The organism is Bradyrhizobium iriomotense (assembly GCF_018130765.1).
GTDB classification, from domain to species: Bacteria; Pseudomonadota; Alphaproteobacteria; order Rhizobiales; family Xanthobacteraceae; genus Bradyrhizobium; species Bradyrhizobium iriomotense_A.
Genome location: NZ_JAFCJZ010000040.1, coordinates 1 through 26063, shown reverse-complemented (window position 1 = coordinate 26063; position 26063 = coordinate 1). Strand labels below are relative to the sequence as shown.

25 protein-coding genes and 1 riboswitch are annotated in these 26063 nt (G+C 65.1%); of the genes, 20 read left to right on the top strand and 5 right to left on the bottom strand.

Translation table 11 applies throughout. From position 1 onward, the window contains the following. The first annotated feature begins 14 nt into the window (after positions 1-14). The 10 genes from JQ635_RS37985 to phoB all read left to right on the top strand — a co-directional run bounded on the left by JQ635_RS37985 (position 15) and on the right by phoB (position 10004). Positions 15-1409, top strand: coding sequence for an OmpA family protein (locus JQ635_RS37985; RefSeq protein WP_211414876.1), 1395 nt, complete (start codon positions 15-17; stop codon positions 1407-1409). Between the two features lie 2 nt (positions 1410-1411). After that, the gene (locus tag JQ635_RS37980) at positions 1412-1714 is read left to right on the top strand and encodes a hypothetical protein (protein ID WP_211414875.1); all 303 of its coding nucleotides are present in this window, start codon (positions 1412-1414) and stop codon (positions 1712-1714) included. A 440-nt stretch (positions 1715-2154) separates the two neighbouring features. Continuing rightward, positions 2155-3210 carry a lysylphosphatidylglycerol synthase domain-containing protein gene (locus JQ635_RS37975; RefSeq protein WP_211414874.1) on the top strand — a complete coding sequence of 352 codons (1056 nt, stop codon included), beginning with the start codon at positions 2155-2157 and terminating at the stop codon, positions 3208-3210. Between the two features lie 88 nt (positions 3211-3298). Beyond that, on the top strand, positions 3299-4597 hold the full coding sequence (locus JQ635_RS37970) for an ATP-binding protein (RefSeq protein ID WP_211414873.1): 1299 nt from the start codon (positions 3299-3301) through the stop codon (positions 4595-4597). Positions 4598-4741: 144 nt separating this feature from the next. Continuing rightward, positions 4742-5755 carry a phosphate ABC transporter substrate-binding protein PstS gene (gene pstS, locus JQ635_RS37965; RefSeq protein ID WP_211414872.1) on the top strand — a complete coding sequence of 338 codons (1014 nt, stop codon included), beginning with the start codon at positions 4742-4744 and terminating at the stop codon, positions 5753-5755. A 137-nt stretch (positions 5756-5892) separates the two neighbouring features. Beyond that, a complete protein-coding gene (gene pstC / locus JQ635_RS37960) occupies positions 5893-6882 on the top strand; it encodes a phosphate ABC transporter permease subunit PstC (protein WP_165424671.1) in 990 nt (329 codons plus the stop codon). 1 nt (position 6883) lies between these two features. Further along, on the top strand, positions 6884-7729 hold the full coding sequence (gene pstA, locus JQ635_RS37955) for a phosphate ABC transporter permease PstA (protein ID WP_211414871.1): 846 nt from the start codon (positions 6884-6886) through the stop codon (positions 7727-7729). Next, positions 7726-8544: a phosphate ABC transporter ATP-binding protein PstB gene (gene pstB / locus JQ635_RS37950; protein WP_211414870.1), complete on the top strand. Its 819-nt coding sequence runs from the start codon at positions 7726-7728 to the stop codon at positions 8542-8544. Before pstA ends, pstB begins: the two co-directional genes overlap by 4 nt. A gap of 11 nt (positions 8545-8555) precedes the next feature. Then, positions 8556-9272 (top strand): phosphate signaling complex protein PhoU, encoded by a 717-nt coding sequence (gene phoU / locus JQ635_RS37945; protein WP_211414869.1) that lies wholly within the window; start codon positions 8556-8558, stop codon positions 9270-9272. 24 nt (positions 9273-9296) lie between these two features. Next, positions 9297-10004 carry a phosphate regulon transcriptional regulator PhoB gene (phoB, locus tag JQ635_RS37940; protein ID WP_008143479.1) on the top strand — a complete coding sequence of 236 codons (708 nt, stop codon included), beginning with the start codon at positions 9297-9299 and terminating at the stop codon, positions 10002-10004. A 269-nt stretch (positions 10005-10273) separates the two neighbouring features. On the opposite strand, the gene JQ635_RS37935 is transcribed toward phoB, so the two are convergent. Further along, positions 10274-10786: a GcrA family cell cycle regulator gene (locus JQ635_RS37935; RefSeq protein ID WP_080133535.1), complete on the bottom strand. Its 513-nt coding sequence runs from the start codon at positions 10784-10786 to the stop codon at positions 10274-10276. Between the two features lie 453 nt (positions 10787-11239). Between JQ635_RS37935 and JQ635_RS37930 the strand changes: the two genes are divergently transcribed. The 3 genes from JQ635_RS37930 to JQ635_RS37920 all read left to right on the top strand — a co-directional run bounded on the left by JQ635_RS37930 (position 11240) and on the right by JQ635_RS37920 (position 14631). Further along, positions 11240-12448 carry an aspartate aminotransferase family protein gene (locus tag JQ635_RS37930; protein ID WP_211414868.1) on the top strand — a complete coding sequence of 403 codons (1209 nt, stop codon included), beginning with the start codon at positions 11240-11242 and terminating at the stop codon, positions 12446-12448. Further along, positions 12448-13371, top strand: coding sequence for an ornithine carbamoyltransferase (gene argF / locus JQ635_RS37925; RefSeq protein WP_211414867.1), 924 nt, complete (start codon positions 12448-12450; stop codon positions 13369-13371). Before JQ635_RS37930 ends, argF begins: the two co-directional genes overlap by 1 nt. 252 nt (positions 13372-13623) lie before the next feature. Beyond that, entirely contained in the window at positions 13624-14631 is a 1008-nt protein-coding gene (locus JQ635_RS37920) for an Hsp33 family molecular chaperone (RefSeq protein ID WP_211414866.1), read from the top strand. A 198-nt stretch (positions 14632-14829) separates the two neighbouring features. Here the strand turns inward: JQ635_RS37920 and apaG are convergent, their stop codons facing one another. Next, positions 14830-15222: a Co2+/Mg2+ efflux protein ApaG gene (gene apaG, locus JQ635_RS37915; RefSeq protein WP_211414885.1), complete on the bottom strand. Its 393-nt coding sequence runs from the start codon at positions 15220-15222 to the stop codon at positions 14830-14832. Positions 15223-15430: 208 nt separating this feature from the next. Between apaG and JQ635_RS37910 the strand changes: the two genes are divergently transcribed. From JQ635_RS37910 to JQ635_RS37900, 3 genes are read left to right on the top strand one after another with little or no spacing between them, the layout of a single operon-like run. Beyond that, positions 15431-16681 carry an OpgC domain-containing protein gene (locus JQ635_RS37910; protein WP_211414865.1) on the top strand — a complete coding sequence of 417 codons (1251 nt, stop codon included), beginning with the start codon at positions 15431-15433 and terminating at the stop codon, positions 16679-16681. Beyond that, a complete protein-coding gene (locus tag JQ635_RS37905; RefSeq protein ID WP_211414864.1) occupies positions 16681-17460 on the top strand; it encodes an SGNH/GDSL hydrolase family protein in 780 nt (259 codons plus the stop codon). The genes JQ635_RS37910 and JQ635_RS37905 overlap by 1 nt, the downstream gene beginning before the upstream one ends. A gap of 12 nt (positions 17461-17472) precedes the next feature. Beyond that, positions 17473-18465, top strand: a complete 993-nt coding sequence (locus JQ635_RS37900) for an SGNH/GDSL hydrolase family protein (RefSeq protein WP_211414863.1) — start codon at positions 17473-17475, stop codon at positions 18463-18465. A 124-nt stretch (positions 18466-18589) separates the two neighbouring features. On the opposite strand, the gene JQ635_RS37895 is transcribed toward JQ635_RS37900, so the two are convergent. Next, positions 18590-19777 carry an O-succinylhomoserine sulfhydrylase gene (locus JQ635_RS37895; protein WP_211414862.1) on the bottom strand — a complete coding sequence of 396 codons (1188 nt, stop codon included), beginning with the start codon at positions 19775-19777 and terminating at the stop codon, positions 18590-18592. A 74-nt stretch (positions 19778-19851) separates the two neighbouring features. Next, positions 19852-19931, bottom strand: a riboswitch (SAM riboswitch). A gap of 110 nt (positions 19932-20041) precedes the next feature. Between JQ635_RS37895 and JQ635_RS37890 the strand changes: the two genes are divergently transcribed. From JQ635_RS37890 to JQ635_RS37875, 4 genes are all read left to right on the top strand, one after another. After that, a complete protein-coding gene (locus tag JQ635_RS37890) occupies positions 20042-21148 on the top strand; it encodes a 2'-deoxycytidine 5'-triphosphate deaminase (RefSeq protein ID WP_211414861.1) in 1107 nt (368 codons plus the stop codon). Between the two features lie 145 nt (positions 21149-21293). Beyond that, a complete protein-coding gene (locus JQ635_RS37885) occupies positions 21294-22346 on the top strand; it encodes a hypothetical protein (protein ID WP_211414860.1) in 1053 nt (350 codons plus the stop codon). Between the two features lie 167 nt (positions 22347-22513). After that, complete coding sequence (locus tag JQ635_RS37880; protein WP_211414859.1) at positions 22514-23959, top strand: MATE family efflux transporter; 1446 nt, start codon at positions 22514-22516, stop codon at positions 23957-23959. A gap of 141 nt (positions 23960-24100) precedes the next feature. Next, a complete protein-coding gene (locus tag JQ635_RS37875) occupies positions 24101-24808 on the top strand; it encodes a hypothetical protein (protein ID WP_211414858.1) in 708 nt (235 codons plus the stop codon). Positions 24809-24896: 88 nt separating this feature from the next. Here the strand turns inward: JQ635_RS37875 and JQ635_RS37870 are convergent, their stop codons facing one another. After that, on the bottom strand, positions 24897-25379 hold the full coding sequence (locus JQ635_RS37870; protein WP_211414857.1) for a hypothetical protein: 483 nt from the start codon (positions 25377-25379) through the stop codon (positions 24897-24899). Between the two features lie 100 nt (positions 25380-25479). Then, on the bottom strand, positions 25480-25881 hold the full coding sequence (locus JQ635_RS37865) for an SRPBCC family protein (RefSeq protein WP_211414856.1): 402 nt from the start codon (positions 25879-25881) through the stop codon (positions 25480-25482). Positions 25882-26063 lie beyond the last annotated feature (182 nt).

Below are 26063 nucleotides of genomic sequence, written 5' to 3'. Positions count from 1 at the left end.
GTTCGGGTCGTCGAATGCAGAAGCTTTTCAGGTGGGCCAGCAAATGGTGGCTGGGGCTGATTCCCCTGGCCGTCATGTGGGGATTTGCGGCCTGGAATAATACCTTGCCGGTTGAGGCGGATTTGTCCGCCCGCAGCTCGGCGGCGTTGAAGGATACCGTTCTGGACAAGACCCGGATCGCGGTGGACGGCCGCGACGTCAGCTTGGCGGCGGACGCCTTTTCCGAGGAGGGGCGTCGCGATGCGGTGATGGCGGTCGAGCTCGTCCCGGGCGTGCGCCTGGTCGACGACCGGACCCGCCTCGTTCCCGAGGCAAAACCCTTCGTCTGGAATGCCGAGCGCGACGTGGTGCGGGTGACGCTGTCGGGTTCCGCCCCCCTGCCGTCAATGAAGGCCCGCCTGACCGAGGCAGCGCGCAAGGAGGTCGGCGGCGTCGAGGTGGCCGATCAGATGGGTCTCGCCCGTGGTGCGCCGCCGCGCTTCGAGGCGGCCGCGATGCTGCTGCTCGACCAGATCGGCAAGCTCAAGGACGGCAAGATCACGATATCAGACACCAAGGTCAATCTGTCGGGCATGGCGCGCGAGCTCGGCGGTCGCGAGGCGATCGCGGCCGCGCTGAAGAATCTGCCCGAGGGGTTCTCGATCGCCGCCAACGAGATCAAGGCGCCGCCCTACATCTTCCAGGCCTACAAGGATCCGGTGGCCGCGACCGTGACGCTGACCGGCTACGTCCCCGACAACAATGTCCACGCCGCGATCGCCACCAGCGCCTCGCGAAAGTTCTTTGGCGAAAAGGTCGTCGACAATCTCAAGTCCAGCATAGGCGCGCCTGCCTCGTTCAACCCCGCCGTGGTCGCGGCGCTCGGCGCGCTGTCGCGGCTGTCGACCGGCACGCTCGTGGTCTCCGACCGCGAGGTGAAGCTGTCGGGCGATGCGCTCTATGAAGGGGCCGCCAACGACATTCGCGCCGGCCTCGGCAAGGATTTTCCAAAGACCTGGCAGTACAAGCCGGAGATCACCGTGAAGCCGGCGGCAGGCCCGGTCGACGGCACGGTCTGCCAGCAATTGTTCTCCGAGCTCCTGGGCAAGGGCAAGATCCGCTTCGCCGCCAAGCGCGCCGACATCGATCCGGACTCCGCCGGCATCCTCGACCATCTCATTGAGACGGCGCTGCGCTGCCCTAACGCCAATATCGAGGTTGCAGGTCACACCGATGCCGACGGCGAGGATTCCTTCAACCAGGCGCTGTCCGAGAAGCGGGCGCAGGCGGTGATCGACTACCTCGTCAAAGCCGGCCTGCCCGCCAGCCGCTTCAGTGCGGTCGGCTATGGCGCGACGCAGCCCGTCGCCGGCAACGATACCGACGACGGCAAGGCGCAAAACCGCCGCATCGAATTTCTGGTGAGGTGATGATGCCCTATCTCGTCTCGTTCCATATGGGCTGGCTGATCGGTTCGGTGCTGCTGGGCTTCTGCATGGGCTGGATTTCGGTGGTCCAGCGCGGCAACGGCACCTCGAAGGTCACCGCGCGCTGGCTCGCCTTGCTCGCCGCGGGCCTGGTCGCGGCCTCGTTCGCGCATGTGGTCCCCGGCCGTTTCGGCTACTGGCTCGACCTCGGCCTGATCATGTTCGCCTGCTACCTGGTCGGCTGCACCATCGGTGCCTGGTTGCGCGACCGGGTGGTCGCGCGCACCGCGCCGCCATCGGCTGTGTGATGTTGCCATGCACCCTGACCATTGGGTCAGCAGGCGCCTCCGGCGCATCCGGAATCCGTGAACGAGACTCCGGGATGGCCCCTCTTTCAACGGGCCGGCGCGGCCCATAGATTGATTTCGGCTTAAGGCGTGAAGGAACATTGTGCGGCCGAAATCATCAAAACTTCATGGCGGCTGCGCAGGATTGCCACGGAGATTCGCGTCAAGCCTTGCCGCCGAAAGCGCCAAACCGTGCATCCGGAGCTCGCAACCTGCCTAAAACATTGAAGGCACGCGTTTTTGTTCGAATTGCCGAATTCCACTCCGCGCCAAAACGCGCTAGTGGAGAGGCGGGGGGCGTGCGCGATGCCGGAGCCGACGGTGAGGGGCCGTCGAGTGCCTGTGCGTCGGTCGCCTGTTCGCCGGCCGTCCTGGTCGCTGAAGTGTTGTTCGAGGTCTAGATGCTGGAAGCCATACGCAGGGCGATGACGTTTCTGCGCCAGAAGCAAATCCTGCATAAGCTTGGAGTTGTGATCAGCGTCGCGGTCATCGGCATCGCTTGCTATGTGCTCTATCACATGCTGCGCGGCATCGATGTCAACGAGGTCCTCGAAGCGATCAAGAGCACCGAGCCGAGCCAGATTGCGATGGCCGCGCTGTTCGTCGCCGCCGGCTATTTCACCCTGACCTTCTACGACCTGTTCGCCACGCGCGCGATCGGCCACGCCCACGTACCCTATCGCATCAACGCGCTCGCCGCCTTCACCAGCTACTCGATCGGCCACAATGTCGGCGCCAGTGTCTTCACCGGTGGTGCGGTGCGCTATCGCATCTATTCGGCCTACGGGCTGAACGCGATCGACGTCGCGAAGATCTGCTTCCTCGCCGGCCTGACCTTCTGGCTCGGCAATGCCGCTGTGCTCGGCCTCGGCATCTCCTACCATCCGGAGGCGGCGGCCTCGATCGACCAGCTTCCGCCCTGGCTGAACCGGACGCTGGCGCTGATGATCATCATGGCGCTGGTCGCCTATGTGGTCTGGGTCTGGACCCAGCCGCGCGTGGTCGGACGCGGGCCCTGGACCGTGGTGCTGCCGGGCGGACCGCTGACGCTGCTCCAGATCGCGATCGGTATCATCGACCTCGGCTTCTGCGCGCTGGCGATGTACGTGCTGGTTCCGGACGAGCCCAATCTCGGCTTCGTCGTGGTCGCGGTGATCTTCGTCTCGGCGACCCTGCTCGGCTTTGCCAGCCACTCGCCCGGCGGCCTCGGCGTGTTCGACGCCGCCATGCTGGTCGGCCTCTGGCAGATGGACCGGGAGGAGCTCCTCGGCGGCATGCTCCTGTTCCGCGTGCTCTATTATCTGTCCCCCTTCGTCATATCTGTAATCTTGCTGACGTTTCGCGAAGTTATAATCGGTGCCCGATCGAAGCGCTTGCAGCAGGCGGCGCTCAAGCTCGACCCCGGCCCGGCGCCTGAAGCCGCCTATGTGAGAGAGCGCAGCGACAGCGGCGTCTGACCGGCGCCAAGCCCTTGAGACAAGGCCTTTAAGACAGGGCCCTTAAGACAAGGCCGTTAGGACACGTCCTCCAGGAGAAGCCCGCCCGATGGCGATCGACGCCCCTTCTTCTCCCGCCGCCCAGCCCTGGTCCGACCGGCTGCGGCACTCGACGATCATCCTGATCGCCGCGGCGCTGGCGCTGTCGGTAGTGGTCTCGCTCGGGGAATTGTCGGCGCTGCACGCCATTGCCGTGTTCCTCTGCATCGCCGCCGCCGCGCTGATCCCCTGGCGATTGCACGATCCCGCCGCCTCGCGCGACGATGTCAGGCGCATCAACCCGGTCGAGAGCGCTGCGGTGGCCGCGGTCGTCGCCGGCATGCCGGATCCGGCTGTGCTGCTCGACCGCGCCGGCCGCGTCATCCATCTCAATGCCGCAGCGGCCCAGCTCGCCCCGGCGCTGCGCCGGAACGAGCTTGCCCAGTTCGCGCTGCGCTCGCCGGAGATCATCACGGCGCTGCGCGAGTCGATCGCGACCACGGAGCCGCGGCGCGCGACCTATCTCGACCACGTCCCGGTGGATCGCTGGATGGAGCTGATCATCACGCCGGTGCCGGTGCCGACCACCTTCGGTGGCGCCGACAAATGCATGCTGATGACGTTTCACGACCAGACGCCGCTGCGCCGGGTCGAGGAGATGCGCGCCGACTTCGTCGCTAATGCCAGCCACGAGCTGCGGACGCCGCTCGCCGCGCTGTCGGGCTTCATAGACACGCTGCAGGGCCAGGCCAAGGACGATCCCAAGGCGCGGGAACGCTTCCTCGGCATCATGCACAACCAGGCCACCCGCATGGCGCGCCTGATCGACGATCTGCTCTCGTTGTCGCGGGTCGAGCTGTCGGCCCATGTCCGGCCCGATACCCTGGTCGACCTCTTGCCGATCATCCGCCAGGTCGCCGACGGGCTGGAGCCGCTGGCGCGCGAGCGCCAGGTCGAGGTCGAGATCCATCTGCCGGAGCCGCCGGTAATGATCGCGGGCGACCGCGAGGAGCTGCTCCGCCTGTTCGAGAACCTGATCGAAAATGCGCTCAAATACGGCGCCTCGGGTGGACGCGTCATCGTGTCGCTGACCTCAAGCGGTGCCGCTGATGGAACTCAGGAAATCCGGGTCATGGTTCGCGATTTCGGCCCCGGCATCGCGCCTGAGCACCTGCCGCGGCTGACCGAGCGCTTCTACCGGGTCGATGTCGGCGACAGCCGCTCGCAGGGCGGAACAGGGCTCGGATTATCGCTGGTGAAACATATTCTTAACCGTCATCGCGGCCGGCTTTTGATCGAGAGCGTGCCGAAACAGGGTGCCACCTTCACCGCCTGTTTTCCCCAGGTCAGGACTCCTGCCGGGAACTAAAACACAAGCGATTTCAGTTGCTTGATGGTGTCATCCGACTGTCACGAAACCTTCGTAAAAGCACAGCCGACCGCTCCTAAAGGGGCGGCACGGGGAGCGCGATCGGGCGCGGATGGCGCTTCGCTCCCCTGTATGGAGACCAGCATGAATTTCATCAAAACGATCGTCGTTGCCGGCTTGGTCGCCGCATCGACGACGGCGGCCTTTGCTGCCGATATCACGGGTGCCGGTGCGACCTTCCCGTTCCCGATCTATTCCAAATGGGCTGACGCCTACAAGAAGGAGACCGGCAACGGTCTGAACTACCAGTCGATCGGCTCGGGCGGCGGCATCAAGCAGATCCAGGCCAAGACCGTGACCTTCGGCGCCAGCGATGCGCCGCTCAAGGCCGAGCAGCTCGAGAAGGACGGCCTCGTCCAGTGGCCGATGGTGATGGGCGCCATCGTCCCCGTCGTCAACATCGAGGGCGTGAAGCCGGGCGAGCTGGTGTTCGACGGCGAGACCCTGGCCAACATCTATCTCGGCAAGATCACCAAGTGGGACGACGCCGCGATCAAGAAGCTCAATCCGAACGCGAAGCTGCCGTCGGACGCCATCACCGTGGTCCGTCGCTCGGACGGTTCGGGCACCACCTTCAACTTCACCAACTATCTCTCCAAGGCCAGCGCGGACTGGAAGAGCAAGGTCGGTGAGGGCACCGCGGTCGAGTGGCCGGTCGGCGTCGGCGCCAAGGGCAACGAAGGCGTGTCGGGCAACATCAGCCAGACCAAGAACTCGATCGGCTACGTCGAGTACGCCTATGCCAAGCAGAACAAGCTGACCTACACCGGTCTCGTCAACAAGGCCGGCAAGCCGGTGCAGCCGACCGTCGAAGCCTTCCAGGCGGCCGCTTCCAACGCCGACTGGGCCAAGGCTCCCGGCTACTACGTCATCCTGACCGACCAGCCGGGCGACAAGTCCTGGCCGATCACGGCGGCGACCTTCATCCTCATGCACAAGGACGCCACCGACAAGGCGGCCTCGCAGGAAGCCATCAAGTTCTTCCGCTGGGCCTTCAAGAACGGCGGCAAGGCGGCTGAGGAGCTCGACTACATCCCGATGCCCGAGGGCGTCGTGACCCTGATCGAGAAGACCTGGGCTGCCGAGATCAAGAGCTAAGGCGCTCCCTGTCCCGGACATGGTGCCGGAATGATCTCCAAGATCTCCGCTCCGGATCGGCCTCGCGCCGCATCCGGAGCGCGCCACCAACAACAAGCGTATATAAATAACGGGTACAGGGGATCGGCGTGGCTGAGATGGCTGTCGAGAGCAACGTGATTGATGCCGCCGGACCGTATGATCGCGCCAAGGCCTTGAGCGCGTTCAAGCTCGGCGATCTCACCTTCTACTGGATCACGCGGCTGTCCGCGATCTCGGTGCTGCTGATCCTCGGCGGCATCATCATCTCGCTGATCGTCGGCGCCTTCCCGGCGATGAAGGAATACGGCATCTCCTTCCTGTGGACGCAGCGCTGGGCGCCGTCGGCCGATCCGCCCGTGCTCGGCGCGCTCGGGCCGATGTACGGCACGCTCGTCACCTCCTTCATCGCGATGCTGATCGCCATCCCGGTTGGTCTCGGCATTGCGATCTTCCTCACCGAGCTGTGCCCGCAATGGCTGCGCCGCCCGATCGGCATGGCCGTCGAGCTGCTCGCCGGCATCCCCTCGATCATCTACGGCATGTGGGGCTTCTTCGTGCTGGGCCCGTTCCTGGCCAACACGTTCCAGCCCTTCATGATCAAGATCTTCGACGGCGTCCCCGTCCTGGGCGCGATCTTCGCGGGACCCCCGTCCTATCTCAGCCTGTTCAACGCGGCGCTGATCCTCGCCATCATGGTGCTGCCCTTCATCACCTCGATCTCGGTCGACGTGTTCAAGACGGTGCCGCCGGTGCTGAAAGAGGCCGCCTACGGCGTCGGCTGCACCACCTGGGAAGTCGTGCGCAGCGTGGTGATCCCCTACACCCGCGTCGGCATCATCGGCGGCGTCATGCTGGCGCTGGGCCGCGCGCTCGGCGAGACCATGGCGGTGACCTTCATCATCGGCAACTCGTTCCGGATTTCCTCGTCGATCTTCGCCCCGGGCACCACGATCTCGGCGGCGATCGCATCCGAGTTCGCCGAGAGCGACGGCCTGCACCAGTCCGGCCTGATCCTGCTCGGCCTCTTGCTGTTCGTGCTGACGTTCTTCGTGCTCGCCGGCGCGCGGCTGATGCTGCTGCGCCTCGAAAAGAAGGCGGGGAAGTAACATGAATCCGATTTACGCCCGCCGCCGCCGCAAGGACATCGTCATCCGCGGCCTCTGCATTGCCGCCGCCGCCTTCGGCGTCACCTGGCTCGCGCTGATCCTGATCACGCTGCTCTACAACGGCATCGCCGGTCTGAACCTGCAGATCTTCGTCGCCGACACGCCGCCTCCGGGCTCGACCGAAGGCGGCCTGCGCAACGCGATCGTCGGCTCGATCATCATGACCGTGCTCGGCGTCGGCATCGGCGCGCCGCTCGGCCTGTTCGCCGGCACCTATCTCGCCGAGTACGGCCGCAACGACAAGCTGACCTCGGTGATCCGCTTCATCAACGACATCCTGCTGTCGGCGCCTTCGATCATCATCGGCCTGTTCATCTACGGCGCGGTGGTGGTGCCGATGCGCGGCTTCTCGGCGATTGCGGGCGCGCTGGCGCTCGCCGTGATCGTCATCCCCGTGGTGCTGCGCACCACCGAGGACATGCTGCTGCTGGTGCCGAACGCGCTGCGCGAGGCGGCTTCCGCGCTCGGCCTGCCGCGCTCGCTGGTAATCAAGCGCATCGCCTATCGTGCGGCCCGCTCCGGTCTCATCACCGGCGTGCTGCTCGCCACCGCCCGCGTCGCGGGCGAGACCGCGCCGCTGCTCTTCACCGCGCTGTCGAACCAGTTCTTCAGCCTCGGCCTGAACAAGACGATGGCGAACCTGCCGGTCACCATCAACAACTTCGTGCAGAGCCCCTACGCCTATTGGAAGCAGCTCGCCTGGAGCGGCGCGCTGCTGATCACGATCACCGTGCTTGCCCTGAACATTGGCGCGCGCATCCTCGGCGCCGAGAGGACTGCAAAATGACCGACCTTTCCGTATCCATGAGTTCCAGCGCCCATCTCGCCTCGCAGCCGCTGCCGGAAGCGCCCGCCAAGGTGACGGTGCGTAACCTCAACTTCTATTACGGCGAGCACCATGCGCTGAAGAACATCAATCTGACGCTCGGCACCAACCGCGTCACCGCGTTCATCGGCCCGTCGGGCTGCGGCAAGTCGACCCTGCTGCGCATCTTCAACCGGATGTACGACCTCTATCCGGGCCAGCGTGTCACCGGTCAGCTCATGCTCGACCAGACCAACATCCTCGACCCAAAGCTCGATCTCAATCTGCTCCGCGCCCGCGTCGGCATGGTGTTCCAGAAGCCGACGCCGTTCCCGATGACGATCTACGAGAACATCGCCTTCGGCATCCGTCTCTATGAGAAGATCTCGAAGTCCGAGATGGACGACCGTGTCGAGAAGGCGCTGCGCGGCGGCGCGCTGTGGAACGAGGTCAAGGACAAGCTCAACGCCTCGGGCCTGTCGCTCTCCGGCGGCCAGCAGCAGCGCCTCTGCATCGCCCGCACCGTCGCGGTGCGGCCCGAAGTGATCTTGTTCGACGAGCCCTGCTCGGCGCTCGACCCGATCTCGACCGCCAAGGTCGAGGAGCTGATCCAGGAGCTGTCCGAGAACTACACGATCGCGATCGTCACCCACAACATGCAGCAGGCGGCGCGCGTCTCGGACAAGACCGCCTTCATGTATCTCGGCGAGCTGATCGAGTTCGACGACACCAGCAAGATCTTCACGTCGCCGAGCGATCGGCGCACGCAGGATTACATTACCGGCCGGTTCGGCTGAGGAGACAGGACATGGGTTCTGAACATACCGCAAAGGCCTTCGACACCGACCTCCAGGAGCTCACCCGCCTGGTCGCCGAGATGGGCGGCATCGCCGAGCGCATGATCGTCGATTCCGTCAACGCGCTGATCCGCCGCGACGTCGCGCTCGGCCAGCGCGTCGTCACCACCGACGCCGAGCTCGACGCGCTGCAGAAGAAGATCGAGGAGCGCGCCGTGCTCACTATCGCCCGCCGCCAGCCGATGGCGGTGGATCTGCGCGAGATCGTCGGCGCCATGCGCGTTGCGACCGATCTGGAGCGCATCGGCGACCTCGCCAAGAACATGGGCAAGCGCGTCGCCGCGCTCGATGCCGACTTCCATCCGTTGAAACTGTTCCGCGGCCTTGAGCACATGACCGACCTCGTGCAGCAGCAGGTCAAGTCGGTGCTGGACGCCTATGCCGCGCACGATCTGCCGGCGGCGATGGCGGTGTGGAAGGGCGACGAGGAAGTCGACGCCATCTGCACCTCGCTGTTCCGCGAGCTCCTCACCTACATGATGGAGGATCCGCGCAACATCTCGTTCTGCATCCATTTGATGTTCTGCGCCAAGAACATCGAGCGGATCGGCGACCACGCCACCAACATCGCCGAGACCGTGTTCTACATGATCGAGGGCCAGGCCATCACCGACAAGCGGCCGAAGGGCGACATGACGACCTTCGCCACGACGGTCCCGAATACCTGAAGACTTTAAGGAGCGACAACAACCATGGGCGCACGCATTATGGTGGTTGAGGACGAGGAAGCTCTCACCGAGCTTCTCCGCTACAACCTCGAAGGCGACGGCTATGACGTCGAGACGGTGATGCGCGGCGACGATGCCGACACCCGCCTCAAGGAGCACATCCCCGACCTGATCGTGCTCGACTGGATGCTGCCGGGCCTCTCGGGCATCGAGCTGTGCCGGCGGCTGCGCACCCGTCCCGAGACCAAGCAGCTTCCCATCATCATGCTCACCGCGCGCGGCGAGGAGAGCGAGCGGGTGCGCGGTCTTGCGACCGGCGCCGACGATTACATCGTCAAGCCGTTCTCGGTGCCGGAGCTGCTGGCGCGCGTGAAGGGCCTCTTGCGGCGCGCAAGCCCCGAGCGGCTCGCCACTGTGCTCGCCTATGGCGACATCGAGCTCGATCGCGACAAGCGCCGCGTCGCGCGCTCGGGCCGGCCGATCGATCTCGGTCCGACCGAGTATCGCCTGCTGGAGTTCTTCCTGGAGCATCCCGGCCGCGTGTTCTCGCGCGAGCAGCTGCTCGACAGCGTCTGGGGCCGCGACATCTACATCGACGAGCGCACTGTCGACGTCCATATCGGCCGCCTGCGCAAGCTGCTCAATCTCGGACGCGAGCAGGACCCGATCCGCACCGTCCGCGGTGCAGGTTATGCGCTCGACGATCGCTTTGCGAAGGCCGAGCAGACCTAAGGCACGCGGCGTCAACAATCACAGCCGTCGTCCCGGACAAGCGTAGCTCCTGGCAACGCGTAGCGTTGTCCAGGACGGAGCGTAGATCCGGGACCCATAACCACAGGGCGTAGTTGTTTTGCGAAAAGGTAACTCCGAGTCCCGTAACCACATCTTGCGGTGGCTATGGGTCCCGGATCTGCGCGCGCTTGGGGCGCGCTTGTCCGGGACGACATCGGATATGTCGAGCCGTCATCGTGTGACGGCTGCAATCAGCTAGATCGACGAACTCACCGCGTGCCCGGCTTTGCCGGCGCGCGACGGCGATCTGCCGCGGGCTGATAGGCCACGCGCGAGTGCTGGGCGCAGTAGGGCAGACCCGACAGCGCCTTGCCGCCGCAGAAGAAGAAATCCGGGCTCGAGGGATCGCCGACCGGCCAGTGGCAGGTCGCCTCGTTCAGCTCCAGCAGCGACAGGCGCTGGCTCATCGGCACCACGTTGTCGTAGGTCACAGGCTCCGCCTCGACCTCGACCTCGAAGGCCTGCGCCAGCGCGGTGTTGCCGCGTGCGATCGGGCGGGTCACGCGCATCATGTGCTGCGCGGGACGCGCCTTGCGCGGCCGGGGAGCTGCCGATGAGGGGCTCTTGGCGCGGCCGGACAGGCCGAGCCTGTGCACCTTGCCGATCACGGCATTACGGGTCACGTTGCCGAGCTCGGCTGCGATCTGGCTGGCCGACAATCCGGCCTCCCAGAGCTTTTTCAGCTGCTCGACGCGATCGTCGGACCAGGTCAAAACCGTCATTGCACCCTTTCCCTCGCCGTGCGGCTGCCGTCCTGGCGCCTCGCGGCGAATGCCTAAGCCTCGAAAAACCCGTGCCGCCAGAATCCCTTAAGGCTCGCCGGGCGTAACCAGAACGCCCGAACGTCTACGCCGGTACATGAGGACTAAGAGGATCAGAACTGCTGCACGAGATGTCGTATCTGACAAGCCAAACGCTACAATATGGCGTGACTCGCGCGCAAGAGTCAGCCGACTCGCTTCCACATGTTCCGTGGCAAAAACCCGCAATTCCGGCACCGCAAGACTACGGATTCAGCGTTTCGCGAGGCTTTCGGGCGGCATTGACACCCGTTCTACCCGGCATAAGATAGTGCCACGTGCCGCCCTTAAAAGGCGGCACGTTTCGTTTTCCGGGCCGGTTGATGGTGCGCTGCGTGAGCGTGTTCAGGCCGTCCGCAACATCAAGTGATCGTTATGACGAACAGCGCCGCGCCGCATTTGCTTCCCGTTTTCGCCAGGGCCGACCTCGGTTTCGAGCGCGGCGAAGGCTGCTGGCTGATTGCGACCAATGGTGATCGCTATCTCGATTTCACCTCGGGCGTCGCCGTGAACGCGCTGGGCCACGCTCATCCCGCGCTGGTCAAGGCGCTGCAGGAGCAGGCGACCAAGCTCTGGCACATGTCGAACCTGTTCCAGAGCCCGGACGGCGAGAAGCTCGCCGCGCGCCTGTGCAATGAGAGCTTCGCGGACTTCGTGTTCTTCTGCAATTCCGGTGCGGAAGCACTCGAGGGCGTGATCAAGCTGGTCCGCCATCATCACTTCTCCAAGGGCCATCCGGAGCGCTACCGCATCATCACCTTCGAGGGCGCCTTCCATGGCCGCACGCTGGCGACGCTGGCCGCGACGGGATCGGCAAAATATCTCGAAGGGTTCGGCCCGCCGATGGATGGTTTCGACCAGGTGCCGCATGGCGACCTCGAGGCCGTCAAGAAAGCGATCGGTCCACAGACCGCCGGCATCCTGATCGAGCCGATCCAGGGCGAGGGCGGTGTGCGTTCGTCAACGCCGACGTTCCTCAAGGCGTTGCGTCAGCTCTGCGATGAGAAGGGACTGTTGCTCGCATTCGACGAGGTGCAGACCGGCATGGGCCGCACCGGCGACCTGTTCGCGCATCGCCGCACAGGCGTCACGCCTGACGTGATGTCGCTGGCCAAGGCGCTCGGCGGCGGCTTCCCGATCGGTGCGATCCTGGCGACCGCGGAGGCGGCCGCTGGCATGGGACCCGGCTCGCACGGCTCCACCTTCGGCGGCAATCCGCTGGCGATCTCGGCGGCGAACGCCGTGCTCGATGTCATGCTCAAGCCCGGCTTCTTCGACCACGTGCAGAAGATGTCGCTGCTGCTCAAGCAGAAGCTCGCCTCCGTGATCGACCGTCACCCCGATGTCGTCAGCGAGGTGCGCGGCGAAGGCCTCCTGATCGGTATCAAGGCCGTGGTGCCCTCCGGCGATCTCGTTGCGGCCTTGCGCAACGAAAAACTGCTCACGGTCGGCGCCGGCGACAATGTCGTGCGCTTCCTGCCGCCCTTGATCGTCACCGAAGCGGAGATCGAGGACAGCGTCGCGCGGTTGGAGCGCGCCTGCGCTGCGATCTCGTCCAGTCAGACCAAGCGGGCGGCAAGCTGATGAGCAAGTCACCGAAGCACTTTTTGGATATCAACGAGCTGCCGTTGTCGGAGCTCAAGAGCATGCTCGACGCCTCCTCCGCCATGAAGGCGAAGCAGAAGGCGCATCAGCCGGTGAAGCCGCTCGAAGGCAAGACGCTGGCGATGATTTTCGAGCGTCCCTCGACGCGCACCCGCGTCTCGTTCGACGTCGCCATGCGCCAGCTCGGCGGCGAGCCGATCATGCTCACCGGCGCCGAGATGCAGCTCGGCCGCGGCGAGACCATCGCCGACACCGCGCGCGTGCTGTCGCGCTATGTCGACGCCATCATGATCCGCATCCTCAACCATGACGCGCTGCTCGAGCTTGCGGCGAATGCCACCGTGCCCGTCATCAACGGCCTGACGCGGCGCTCGCATCCCTGCCAGGTGATGGCGGACCTTCTGACCTATCAGGAGCATCGCGGCCCGATCGAGGGCCGGACGGTGGCCTGGACCGGCGACGACAACAACGTGCTGGCGTCCTGGGCGCATGCCGCCGAGCGCTTCAAATTCCAGCTCAATGTCGCAACGCCCCCGGAGCTCGCGCCGAAAAAGGCGATGCGCGACTGGATCAAGGCCACAGGCGCGCCGATCATGCTCGGCACCGATCCCGAGGCCGCCGTGAAGGGCGCCGATTGCGTCGTCACCGACACCTGGGTGTCGATGGGCGACAAGGAAGGCGAGCACCGCCACAACGTGCTCAAGCCCTACCAGGTCAATGCGAAGCTGATGTCGCTGGCCAAGCCCGACGCGCTGTTCATGCACTGCCTGCCGGCCCATCGCGGCGAGGAGGTCACCGACGAGGTGATCGACGGCTCACAATCGGTCGTGTTCGACGAAGCTGAAAACCGCCTGCACGCGCAGAAGGGCATTCTGGCCTGGTGCTTTGACGCGGTGAAGTAGGTGTTGGCCGGCATCTCGCCGGCCATAAATACTACTCGTCGTCCCGGACAAGCGCGCCAGAAGCGCGCGCCGATCCGGGACCCATAACCACAGGAGGTCGTGTGGCGGTGACTCGGAGTTGCCATCTCGCGTTGTGGCCCAGTCCTGTGGTTATGGGTCCCGGATCTGCGCTTGCGCTTGTCCAGGACGACACTGAGTTTGGAGTTCCTCACCCCCTTCCATTCCCCGCTCTCCGACCCCAGATAGAGCCCCATGGTTTTTCAATCCCCTGACATGAAAACCGGGCCTGAAGGCCCGGTTCGCGCGCCATCAGCGGTTCCGATCGACGACGCCGTGCTGCCCTACGAGGTCGACGCGCTCGACGTGCGCGGTCGCCTGGTGCGGCTTGGTCCTGCGCTCGACGACATCCTGACCAAGCACGATTATCCCGCGCCGGTCGGCAAGCTGCTTGGCGAGGCCATCGTGCTGGCGACGCTGCTCGGCTCGGCGCTGAAATTCGAGGGCCGCTTCATCCTCCAGGCCCAGACCGATGGCCCGGTGTCGTTCCTGGTCGTCGACTACAAGGCGCCGGACCATCTGCGCGCCTATGCCCGCTATGACGCCTCGCGCCTGGGCACAGCGAAGGATTCCGGCACGCTGCTCGGCCGCGGCCATCTCGCCATGACCATCGACCAGGGCCCCGACATGAGCCGCTACCAGGGCCTGGTGGCGCTCGACGGCGGCAGCCTGGAAGATGCCGCCCACGAATATTTCCTGCGCTCCGAGCAGATTCCGACCAAGGTGCGCCTTGCGGTCGGCGAGGAGTGGCGCAGTAGCGACGGCGGCAAGCATCGCTGGCGGGCCGGCGGCATGCTGATGCAGTTTTTGCCGAAGGCGCCCGAGCGTGCCCGGCAAGCCGATTTGCATCCGGGCGATGCGCCCGACGGCGTCGAGGCGCACAGTGTCGCGGAAGACGACGCATGGGTCGAGGCGCGCTCGCTGATCGAGACGGTCGAGGACGTCGAGCTGATCGATCCGGAGCTCTCCGGCGAGCGGCTGCTCTATCGCCTGTTCCACGAGCGCGGCGTGCGCGTGTTCAAACCGCTGTCCCTGCAGGCGCAATGCTCCTGCTCGCGCGACGCGGTCGCGTCCATGCTGAAGAGCTTCTCGTCCGACGACCGCGCGGCGATGGTCAAGGACGACAAGGTCGAGGTTACCTGCGAGTTCTGCAGCTCGGTGTACCAGTTCACGCCGCACGAAGCAGGCGTGGAGGACGCGTAGCGCGAGGTGCCGTAGCCCGGGTGAGCGAAGCGATACCCGGGAATCCGCTCGCGAAGATCCCGGATGTCGCTTCGCTCATCCGGGCTACGAACCAAGTGGGATATCGTAGGGTGAGCGAAGCGTGCCCACGATCTCATGCCGCGATTGAAAATGGTGGGCACGGCGCGTTGCGCCTTTGCCCACCCTACGGCACCGTCCCTAGTTCAACACCCGCTTGTTATCCGGGCTGTCGAGCGAGAACGTCGGCACGTCGATCTCGAAGCGCTCGCCGGTTTCGCTCACCATCTGGTAGCGGCCGGTCATGAAGCCGGAGGCGGTCGTGAGCGGCACGCCGGAGGTGTATTCGAAGCGCTCGCCGGGGGCGAGCGTCGGCTGCTCGCCGACCACGCCCTCGCCCCTGACCTCCTGCTGGCGGCCGGTGGCGTCGGTGATGATCCAGTGCCGCGTCTTGAGCTGCACGGTCTCCTCGCCCGAGTTGGTGATGACGATGGTGTACGACCAGAAATAGCGGGAGCGGTCGGCCGACGACTGCTCCGGAACAAAGTTCGGCTCGACGGTCACTTCGATGTGGCGGGTCACGGCGCGGTACATGGCTGCCATCATACCGAAATCCGGCGCCGGAACCAAACCCGGGAAGGGGTTTTGGCGACATCGTGCCGCCAGAATTGGCGGGGAAGTACACCCCCAAGGGGAAGACACCCGAAGACACCCCTATGTGATCCGGTCGCTTTGCGAGATGACGTCCGGACCGGTAAACTCCTTCCAACGTCGCGATTTGGGTGAGGCTTTTTAGGCCCCGATGACCATTGCCGACCAAGTGACGGGATCGACCATCGCGGGAACCGCCAACCCCGCGGAGACCAAGCCGCGTGCGGCCGCGCCGGCTATTTCGCTGCCCGCCATCGGCGAGCGCGAGCTCCGGCTCGACCTGTTCCGCGGGCTGGCGCTGTGGCTGATCTTCATCGACCATCTGCCGACGAGCCTGCTGACCTGGTTCACGATCCGCAATTACGGCTTCAGCGACGCCACCGAGATCTTCATCTTCATCTCCGGCTACACCGCCGCCTTCGTCTACGGCCGCGCGATGCTGGAGGGCGGCGTCGTCATCGCCACCGCGCGCATCCTGCGGCGGGTCTGGCAGATCTACGTCGCCCACGTCTTCCTGTTCACGATCTTCCTCGCCGAGATCTCCTATGTGGCGACCAGATTCGAGAACCCGCTCTACACCGAAGAGATGGGGATCATGGACTTCCTCAAGCAGCCCGACGTCACCATCGTGCAGGCGCTGCTGCTCCGCTTCCGTCCCGTCAACATGGACGTGCTGCCGCTGTATATCGTGTTGATGCTGGCGCTGCCCGTGATCCTGTGGTCGATGAGGTGGAAGCCTGACGTCACGCTCGGCCTTTCCGTCCTGCTCTACGCGGTGACCTGGGAATACGATCTCTACTTCTCCGCCTATCCAAACGGCTTCTGGGCCTTCAATCCGCTGGCCTGGCAATTGCTTTTCGTCTTCGGCGCATGGTGTGCGCTCGGAGGTGCGCGGCGCATGTCGCGTATTTTAGCGTCGCCGGTAACGATGTGGATCGCGATCGCCTATATCGTGGCGGCGTTCTATGTGACGCTGACCTGGTATCTGCCGCAGCTGTCCCATCTGATGCCGAAGCGGCTCGAGCAGTGGATGTATCCGATCGACAAGACCGATCTCGACGTTCTGCGTTTCACGCATTTCCTGGCGCTGGCCGCGCTCACCGTGCGCTTCCTGCCGCGGGACTGGCCGGGCCTGAAATCGCCGTTGCTGCGGCCGCTGATCCTGTGCGGCCAGCATTCGCTGGAGATCTTCTGCCTCGGCGTCTTCCTTGCCTTCGCCGGCCATTTCATCCTGGCCGAGATCTCCGGCGGCGCAGCCATGCATGCGCTGATTAGTCTCTCTGGAATCCTGATCATGTGGGGCGTTGCATGGGTGATTTCGTGGTACAAGCGCGTGGCTGACAAGAGCGGTGCGAAAACCAAAAACGCCGTCGGCAACGCCGATATGGCGGGAGGGGGCTGATGAAGGCGAAGGTTCTCCTGAGCCTGATCCTGCTGTGCGGTAACCTCGCCGCGCCCTCGGCGCGCGCGGACGATGCTGCGCCTGCCGCTCCGGCAGTGCCCGCTGCCTGCGAATTGCCGTCCTATCTGCTCACCAGCGAAAGCCAGCTTCCCAAGGTCGCCGATGTCGTCAAGGCGGGCAAACCGCTGGAAATCCTGGTCATCGGCAGCCGCTCGACCACGATTCCGGCCTCGGAGGATGCGTCCTATCCGGCGCGCATGCAGGCCATCCTGAAGGATAGGCTACCGCCGTCGGAGGCCGTGCACGTCTCCGTAGAAATACAGAGCAAGAAAACGGCAGAAGAGGCGGCCACCACCTTCGTTAAGCTGATGGAAGCAAAAAGGCCTACTTTGGTCATCTGGCAGACCGGGACCGTGGATGCTATCCGAGCCATCGATCCCGACGATTTTCGCGGTGCTGTGACCGAAGGGGTTGCCGCGCTGCAAAATGCAGGGGCCGACGTCGTGTTGATGAACTTGCAGTACAGCCCGCGGACAGAGACCATGATCTCGGTGCCGCCCTATCTCGATAATATGCGGGTGGTGGCGCAGGAGCATGACATTCCGCTGTTCGACCGTTTCGCGATCATGCGGCAGTGGAATGACCAGGGTCAGTTCGACCTGTTCAGCCCCTCCCGCGGCCCCGAATTGGCGAAACAGGTTCATGATTGCCTTGGCCGGGCGTTGGCACAGTTCGTGATTGACGCGGCCCATCTGGGGCCGGCCCAGCAGCAAAATTGAGGTCTAGCGTTAATGAGTTCTCTCCGCCCTTTTTGCCCGACGGCATGGCTGGCTGTATCAGCAGCAGCAGCCCTGCTGTTGCTGACGCCGATGTCGCAGTCGCGCGCGCAGGCACAGGCCGCGCAGGCGACGCAAACGCCGGCGCAAACCGCTAATCCTGCTCCCGCATCGCCCTCCCAGACCACGGTCGCCGTGACGTCCCCCGAGCAGCGCGGCATCACCGCGCGTGCCATCGACAAGGTGAAGCAGGTCGCCAAATCCGCGGGCGATATCTTCAGCCGCGTGCCCTGCCTGCCGCCGAAGGGCGGCTCGAAGACGATGGGCTCGCTGCCGCATGTCGCCGCCAAGCTCGTTGCCGGCCAGCCCGTCGTGATCGTCGCGTTCGGCTCGTCGTCGACCGCCGGCTATGGCGCGAGCTCGCCCGATTTCAATTATCCGAACCGTCTCGCCGCACAGCTGCGCCGGCACTATCCGACCGCCGACATCACCGTCGTCAATGCCGGCGTCGGCGGCGAGGACGCGCCCGAGATGATGAAGCGCCTTCAGACGCAGGTGATCGACGTGCATCCGGACATGGTGATCTGGCAGGTCGGCACCAACGCCGTGCTGCGCAATCTCGATCCCGGCGATACCGCCAAGCTGGTCGAGGACGGCATCTCCCGCATCCAGTCCGCCGGCGGCGCCGACATCGTGCTGGTCGATCCGCAATATTCGCCGGCCGTCAATCAGCGCAAGGAGAGCGCCGGCAAGATGATCAAGCTGCTTGGCAAGGTCGCCGAGCTCCGCAAGGTCGGCATCTTCCCGCGCTTCGAGGTGATGCGCGACTGGCACGAGAACCAATCGATCCCGGTCGAAAGCTTCGTCATCGCCGACGGCCTGCACATGAACGATTGGGGCTATGCCTGCTTCGCCCAGCTCCTCGGCGACGACATCATCCGCTCCGTCGGCCAGATCAAGCTCGGGGTGAACGTGCCGGCCGATGTGAGAACGTATCGGCCGATGTAAGGCTCAGTGCCGTAGGGTGGGTTAGGCGAAGCCGTAACCCACCACTGTCTATCTCCGCGGATACAGAAGAGGTGGATTACGCCTTCGGCTAATCCACCCTACGAGACCGAGCTCTTGGCTCGCCTCACGCCTTCTCCAGCGCCGCCGTCAGATCCTCGATCAGATCATCCGCGTGCTCCAGCCCCGCGGAGAAGCGGATAAACCCCTCGCTGATGCCGAGCGCGGCGCGGTCTTCCGGCTTCAGGCGCTGATGCGTCGTGGTCGCCGGATGCGTGACGAGGCTCTTGGCGTCGCCGAGATTGTTCGAGATCTTCGCAAGCTTGAGCTCGTTGAGCACGCGGAACGCCGCCGCCTTGCCGCCCTTCACCTCGAAGCCCACCAGCGTCGAGCCGCCGCGCATCTGCTTCTTCACCAGCGCCGCCTGAGGATGATCGGCGCGGCCGGGATAGACCAGCCGCGAAATCTTCGGATGGCTCGCCAGCACCTCGGCCACGCGGCCCGCCGTATCGGTCTGTGCGCGCACGCGCACGCCCAGCGTCTCCAGGCCCTTGAGCAGGACCCAGGCGTTGAACGGCGAGATCGACGGGCCGGTCTGGCGCATGAAATTATGCAGGTGCTCGGCGATGAAGGCTTCCGAGGAGAGAATGATGCCGCCGAGGCAGCGGCCCTGGCCGTCGATGTGCTTGGTCGCGGAGTAGACGACGACGTCGGCGCCCAGCGCGAGCGGGCTCTGCCAGATCGGCGTTGCGAACACGTTGTCGACGACGAGCCGCGCGCCGCCACTGTGCGCGATCTCGGCGATGCCGGGAATGTCGAGCACGTCGAGCGTCGGGTTGGTCGGGCTCTCCAGGAAGAACGTCTTGGTGTTCGGGCGAAGTGCCCGCTGCCACTGGTCGAGATCGGCTCCGTCGACCAGCGTGGTCTCGATGCCGTAGCGCGGCAAGAGGTCCTGGATGACGTAGAGGCACGAGCCAAACAGGGCGCGGGAGGCGACCACGTGATCGCCGGCCTTGAGCGGCGCCAGGATCGCGGTCGTCACAGCGGCCATGCCGGTTGCCGCCGAGCGGGCGGCTTCGGCGCCTTCGAGCTCGATCATGCGGCGCTCGAACATCGCAATGGTCGGGTTAGAGTAGCGCGAATAGATGAAGCCGGGGTCCTCGCCCTTGAACCGCGCCTCGCACTCCTCGGCGCTGTTGTAGACATAGCCCTGCGTCAGGAACAGCGCCTCCGACGTCTCGCCATATTGCGAGCGCAGGGTGCCGGAATGGACCAGGCGGGTTTCGGGGCGGTAAGCAGCAGGCGACTTCGACATAGGACCCTCCGACATGACCGTTTCGTCGAAAACGGTCACAAAAAAACCGGCCTGGACAAAACCACGGGCCGGGATCACAGAGGTCCCCGGCCTGTTTAGCGACTTATTTAACGTGGCTGCAAGCCGGCCGGCTCAAATCACCACGGGATAAGTGATGCTCATATTCCGCAATGGCCTTTCCGTCAAGGCGTCCATCGGATAGCCGTAAAAGGCTAGTATTTCCTGCATGTCCGGATGCGTTTGACCCCTGATGAGGACCCCCGGTTGAGCTTTTCGATCGCCGCCGACGCCAATGGTATCCTGCCCGACCGCATGATCGCGGCGATGGCGGAGGCGGGCCTCATCCTGCCCGCCTACGACTTCGTCGAGAGCCAGATCCAGCCGGCGAGCCTCGATCTGCGCCTCGGCGACATCGCCTATCGTGTCCGCGCCAGCTTCCTGCCCGGGCCCGGCGCCACCGTGGCCGAGCGCATCGATGAATTGAAGCTGCACGAGTTCAGCCTTGCCGACGGCGCGGTGCTCGAGACCAACTGCGTCTACATCGTGCCGCTGCTCGAGAGCCTGGCGCTGCCGCCGGAGATCGTCGCGGCTGCGAATCCGAAAAGCTCGACCGGCCGCCTCGACGTCTTCACCCGCGTCATCGCCGACGGCACCCGCCGCTTCGACATGATCGGCGCCGGCTATCACGGCCCGCTCTATGCCGAGATCAGCCCGAAGACGTTCCCCGTGCTGGTGCGCGAGGGCTCGCGCCTGTCGCAGGTGCGCTTCCGCACCGGCGATGCCATCCTCAACGCCGACGAGCTCGATACGCTGCACGCTGCCGAGCGTCTCGTCGACATCGACGATGCTGATCTCTCGGGCGGCGTTGCCGTCTCCGTCGATCTCTCCGGCGAGAAAGCCAACGGCTTCGTCGGCTATCGCGCCAAGCGCCACACCGGTGTCGTCGACGTCGACCGCCGCTCCGGCTATGCGGTGGAAGATTTCTGGGAGCCGATCTCGGCCCGTCCCGACGGCAGCCTGATCCTCGACCCCGGCGAGTTCTACATTCTGGCCTCGAAGGAAGCGGTGCAGGTGCCGCCCGATTACGCCGCGGAGATGGTGCCGTTCGATCCGCTGGTCGGCGAATTCCGCGTGCACTATGCCGGCTTCTTCGATCCCGGCTTCGGCTATGCCGGCGCCGGCGGACAGGGCGCGCGCGCCGTGCTGGAGGTGCGCTCGCGCGAGGTGCCGTTCATCCTCGAGCACGGCCAGATCGTCGGCCGCCTCGTCTATGAGAAGATGCTCGCCCGCCCCGACGCCATGTACGGCCAGCGCATCGGCTCCAACTACCAGGCGCAGGGCCTGAAGCTGAGCAAGCATTTCCGGGTGTAATTCCGTAGCCCGGATGAGCGCAGCGACATCCGGGAACGGTGTCCCCGCATATCGCTGCGCTCATGCGGGCTACGCCGATCGCATCAGGTTGCTTCGCCCCATCCGCGATGACACACTCCCGCAAAACAACAAGCCGGGAGCGAACATGACCGCTGCAGCAGACGCCGCACCAGAAGCCCAATGGAAGCGCTGGCGCGCGGTCGCCGATCTCTATCACGCCTATTTCACCGGCCTCATCCTCACCGTGGTCACGCGCCGCGGCACGGCGGATGCCGCCGAGTTCGTCTTCCGCGTGTTCCGCCGCCAGCAGCAGGAGCGCTTCCTGCCGGGCCTGCAAAAGCTCGGGCTCAGTCATCTGCCGCCGGCAGTGGCCGCTGCGCAATATCACTATCTCTCCAACTGGATCGGCGGCGTGCATGTCGAATACATGTACGAGAGCGACCGCAAAGCCTGGATCCGCTATCCGCCGCCGCGCTGGATCTGGAAGGGCACCGCGATCTGCGGCGTGCCGGGCGAGGTCTCTCGCGCGATGCTGCGCGGCTGGCACGCCAATAACGGTGTCGCGCTCGGCGATCTCCGCCTCGGCTTCGTCTGCAGCAAGCAGAGTGTCGACGGCCAGGACGGGCTCGAAGGCTACTACCATCAATACGACAGCCCGCTCGAGCTCGACCAGCGCCTCGTCTTCGCGCGGCATCTGGAGGCGCCGTTGTTCGACGCCAAGACCGCGCCGGCCTTGCCGATCGCGAGTTGGCCAAAGCCGCGGCTGGAAAAAGCCTATCGCAACTACGCGATGGAATATGTCCGCACCGCCGCGCCCGTGATGGTGCAGCTGTTCGGCCCGGAAGACGCCGGCCATCTGCTGCACCTCACCGGCAAGCTGATCGGCATGCAATATTTCGACGAGGTTGCAGCGGCGCTGTCGATGACCCGCGGCGGCGCGAGCGAGTTCGCATCGTTCCTGAACGCGCTGTTCGCTGCGCAGGATGATGCGGTCGAGACGACGCAGTCCGAAGGCGTATTCGAGATACGCCAGCAGAGCTGGAAGCTGATGGACGACGTCGCCGACTATCACCGCGCCTGCGCAAAGGTGCTGGAGGGATTGTTCGAAGGGCTGGCTGCGGGATGTGGCAGGCACATCGGCGTGCAGATGCGCACCGCTGCAGGCGGTCGCCCGCCGCTGGTGTGGACGATCGGGTAATTCCACCCATTGAAATGCGCTGCCGCAGGGCACGCCTGCACCTGGCGCAGGAGGAATCGGCAATTGCCGTGCTAACAAGCCTCTCGCCGCGCCTTTGGCGCGAACAAAGTCATTGGCACACCAAGTGATTGCCGCGCCGCAAATGGCGCCTGCGTCCGGGGGAGGACATGTCCGACATCGCCGAGATCCCGGTCGATGAGCAAGAGCGCCCGCTGCCGCCGCCTCCGCGCCCCGTGCGGAGTGCGCTGACCGACGGGCCGATCCTGCGCACGCTGCTCTCGCTTGCCTGGCCGAACGTGATCGCGCTGTCGGCCGGCACCTGCACCGTGATCGCTGAGACCTCCTATATCGGCCGGCTCGGCGTCGAGGCACTGGCCGCGATGGCGCTGGTGTTTCCGACAGTGATCCTGACCATGACCATGTCCGGCGGCGCCATGGGCGGCGCGGTGGCCTCCGCGATCGCACGCGCGCTCGGCGCCGGCGACCGCGAGCGCGCGGGCACGCTAGCCATGCACGCGCTGCTGATCGGCATCAGCTTCGGCCTCGTCTTCATGCTGGGCATGCTGATCTTCGGGCCGAGGGTGCTCGAGATGCTCGGCGGCCGCGGCGATGTGCTGACGCATGCGATCGCCTACACGCAGGTGTTTTTCGGCGGCGCCGTGCTGCCCTGGCTGCTCAACACAATGGCTGGCGTGCTCCGCGGCACCGGCAACATGAAGCTGCCGTCGTTCCTGATCCTCAACTCCGCGGCCTGGCAGATCGTGCTCGGCGGCACGCTCGGCCTCGGGCTCGGCCCGGTGCCGCAGCTCGGCATGCGCGGCGTCGCGGCCGGCGCGCTGATCGCCTATTGCATGAACATCTCTATCATGGGCTGGTACCTGTTCTCCGGCCGCGCGCGGATCGCGCTGCGGCTGCGCGGCCTGCGCATCCAATGGGCGATGTTCTTCGACATCCTCAAGGTCGGCGCCATCGCCTGCTTCTCCCCGCTGCAATCGGTGCTGACGATCTCGATCTTCACCCACATGCTGGCGAAGTTCGGCACCGCGATCCTCGCCGGCTACGGCGTCGGCGCGCGGCTGGAATTTTTGCTGACCTCGATCGCGTTCTCGTTCGGCATTGCCTGCGTGCCAATGGTCGGGATGGCGATCGGCGCGGGCCGCATCGCGCGGGCCCGTCGCATCGCCTGGACCGCCAGTGCCGCCGCCTTCGTGGCGGTCGGCGCACCGGCATGCCTCGTTGCGATCTTCCCCGATCTCTGGGTCAACATCTTCACCGACAGCGCGGCCGTGCGCGCGGCGAGCCATCAATATCTCTCGACGGTCGGACCGTTCTACGCGTTCTTCGGCCTTGCAACGACGATGTATTTCTCCTCGCAAGGTGCGGCGAAGGTGATCGGCCCGGTGCTGGCGCAGACCGCACGGCTGATCTACATCTCGGCGGCCGGCTGGTGGCTGCTGACGCACGAGGCCACCGCGCAGAGCTTCTTCTGGCTGGCCGCGAGCTCGATGGTCGTGCTCGGCCTGCTGTCATTCTCCAGCGTGGTGCTGACCCGCTGGGGCCCGCGCGAGGGCAAGCCCGCGATCACGCCGGCTCTCTCGGCCGCGGCCGATTAGAGCGCGCGTCGGATTTTTGTTTCCAGATGTTTCCACCCGTTGTCTGGCAATACCGGGTAACCGAAGCTGTGCCATGCCGAAGGCTCCGCGCCAGCTCCTGGCGAGAATTTCGCCGCGAGTTCATCAGCACGGAAAGCCACCATGACCTCGATTTCGGCGCTCTCCTCCCATCATCAACACGCATCGCCGTTGAAGCGGCTACAAGACGAACTGCAAGCGGAAGTCAGCTCCGGCGCGGTCAGTGCATCCGATCAGTCGGCGCTGTCGGCTGCGCTCAGCGATATCGACTCCGCCTTGCAGTCAAGCAGTGCGAGCGATCAGTCCAGCGGCAGCGGATCGTCGCCGGACACTTTCAAGTCGAAGATCGACGATCTCATCCAGCAGGAAGTTTCGGCCGGCAAGCTGACTGACGAGCAGGCCACCGAGCTGCAAGGCATCTTCAAGTCGGCGTTCTCCCAGGGACCGGGTGGGCCAGGTGGACCGGAGGGAGCAGGCGGACCGCCGCCCGGCGGGCCTCCTCCAGCCAGCGCCACGGACAGTTCGTCAGACGGCAATTCGGTGGTGGATCTGCTTCAGCAATTTCTCGATTCGCTGAAAAGCCTGCTTACGGATTCGACCTCGTCCAGCACGACGGGATCGAGCGACACGACGGATGCAAGCGGATCTTCCTCGACCACCGCCACGGACAGCTCGTCGAGCGGCAAGTCGACGACGGAGCTGCTTGAACAATTTCTGCAGTCGCTGAAGAACTCGCTCGCGGATCCGACCTACAGCGCGGTGCAATCGAGCGACCAGACGCAATCAAGCGACCCGTCGCTTTCCGGCGTCTTTATCAACGATCGGATCTGACACCGGCGAGGCCCCATCCGCCGGCTAGGTGCAGCCATCCTTCGTGCCCCGCGAAGGGTGGTTGCCTCGTTGTGATATGCCTGCCGCCTTAGCGATGCTTGTGACGGCGATGGCCGCCGCCACCGACACTGGCGAGCCGCATCAGTTGCGGGATCATCGCCATCATGTCGCCGCCTCCTGAACCGCCGAGCATGCCCATGATATCGCCGCCGCCCATGCCGCCGAGCCCGGTCGGCATAGTGCCGCCTCCGCCCATCGGCGCGTAGCCGCCGTAATTCGGGGCACCGAAGCCGCCGCCGAGACTGCCGCCGCCCATCATGCCGCCGAACCCGCCGCCGCCGTTCTCCATCATGCGGCTCATCATCGGGCCCATGGTCTGCATCAGCATGGCGAAGCGGCGCTTGCCCATCTTCGCCTTCATCATCTCCAGCATCGGCGCCATCTGCGTCATCATGTCCTCGCCGCCGGCACCTCCGCCGCCGAGGAACTGCGCCTTTGCCGGCACGCTCGAAATCGAAAACAGCAGCAGCACGGCGGCCGCCTGACAGATCACCTTGTCCGCACCTCTCATGGCATGCTCCTCGCGTGCGTGGCACCGCCGGGAGAGCGGAGCCAACCGGACGCACGCGGGCATGGTTACGGCCGGCGAAGGCGCGGCTCTGTGAAAAACATCACGCAGCCGCTGGCGGGAATGCCCGGTGGATCGCGCCGACAGCCTCCTTCGTTTGTTCCTGGACGTAAGCCGCAATCTCGTTCGGCAGCATGTCGATGATCCAGACCAGCCTGCATCGTGCCTCGCCCTCGGCGATCACCTGCACGGAGGCGCTGTAATGCTTCAGCCGCTCGTTGCTGATCGCATAGACGAGACGCTGCCGCGCATCGTCGCAATCGACCAGCACCTCGCGCGCGACGGAGCCGTTGGCAAAGGTGACGATGCGCGCATCGCCGTCGAGCGTACAGGCCGTGACGAAGCCCGGCACCAGCCGCTGCGGCAGGGCGCCGAAATCGCGCACGGCGTCCCAGACGTCGCGGGCGGGGACGGGGAGGGGGATGTCGTTGTGAATGGAGGCCATATGTTGTTCCTCATGAGATGGAGCTCGTAGGGTGGGCAAAGGCGCAACGCGCCGTGCCCACGATCTGTCAATGATCGCGACAGATGGTGGGCACGCTACGCTTTGCCCACCCTCATATGGGGATTTTTGAGTCAAGGCTTTTCGATTGGCTTGGGTGAGGTCGGGGAAGTGCGAGGGCGGCG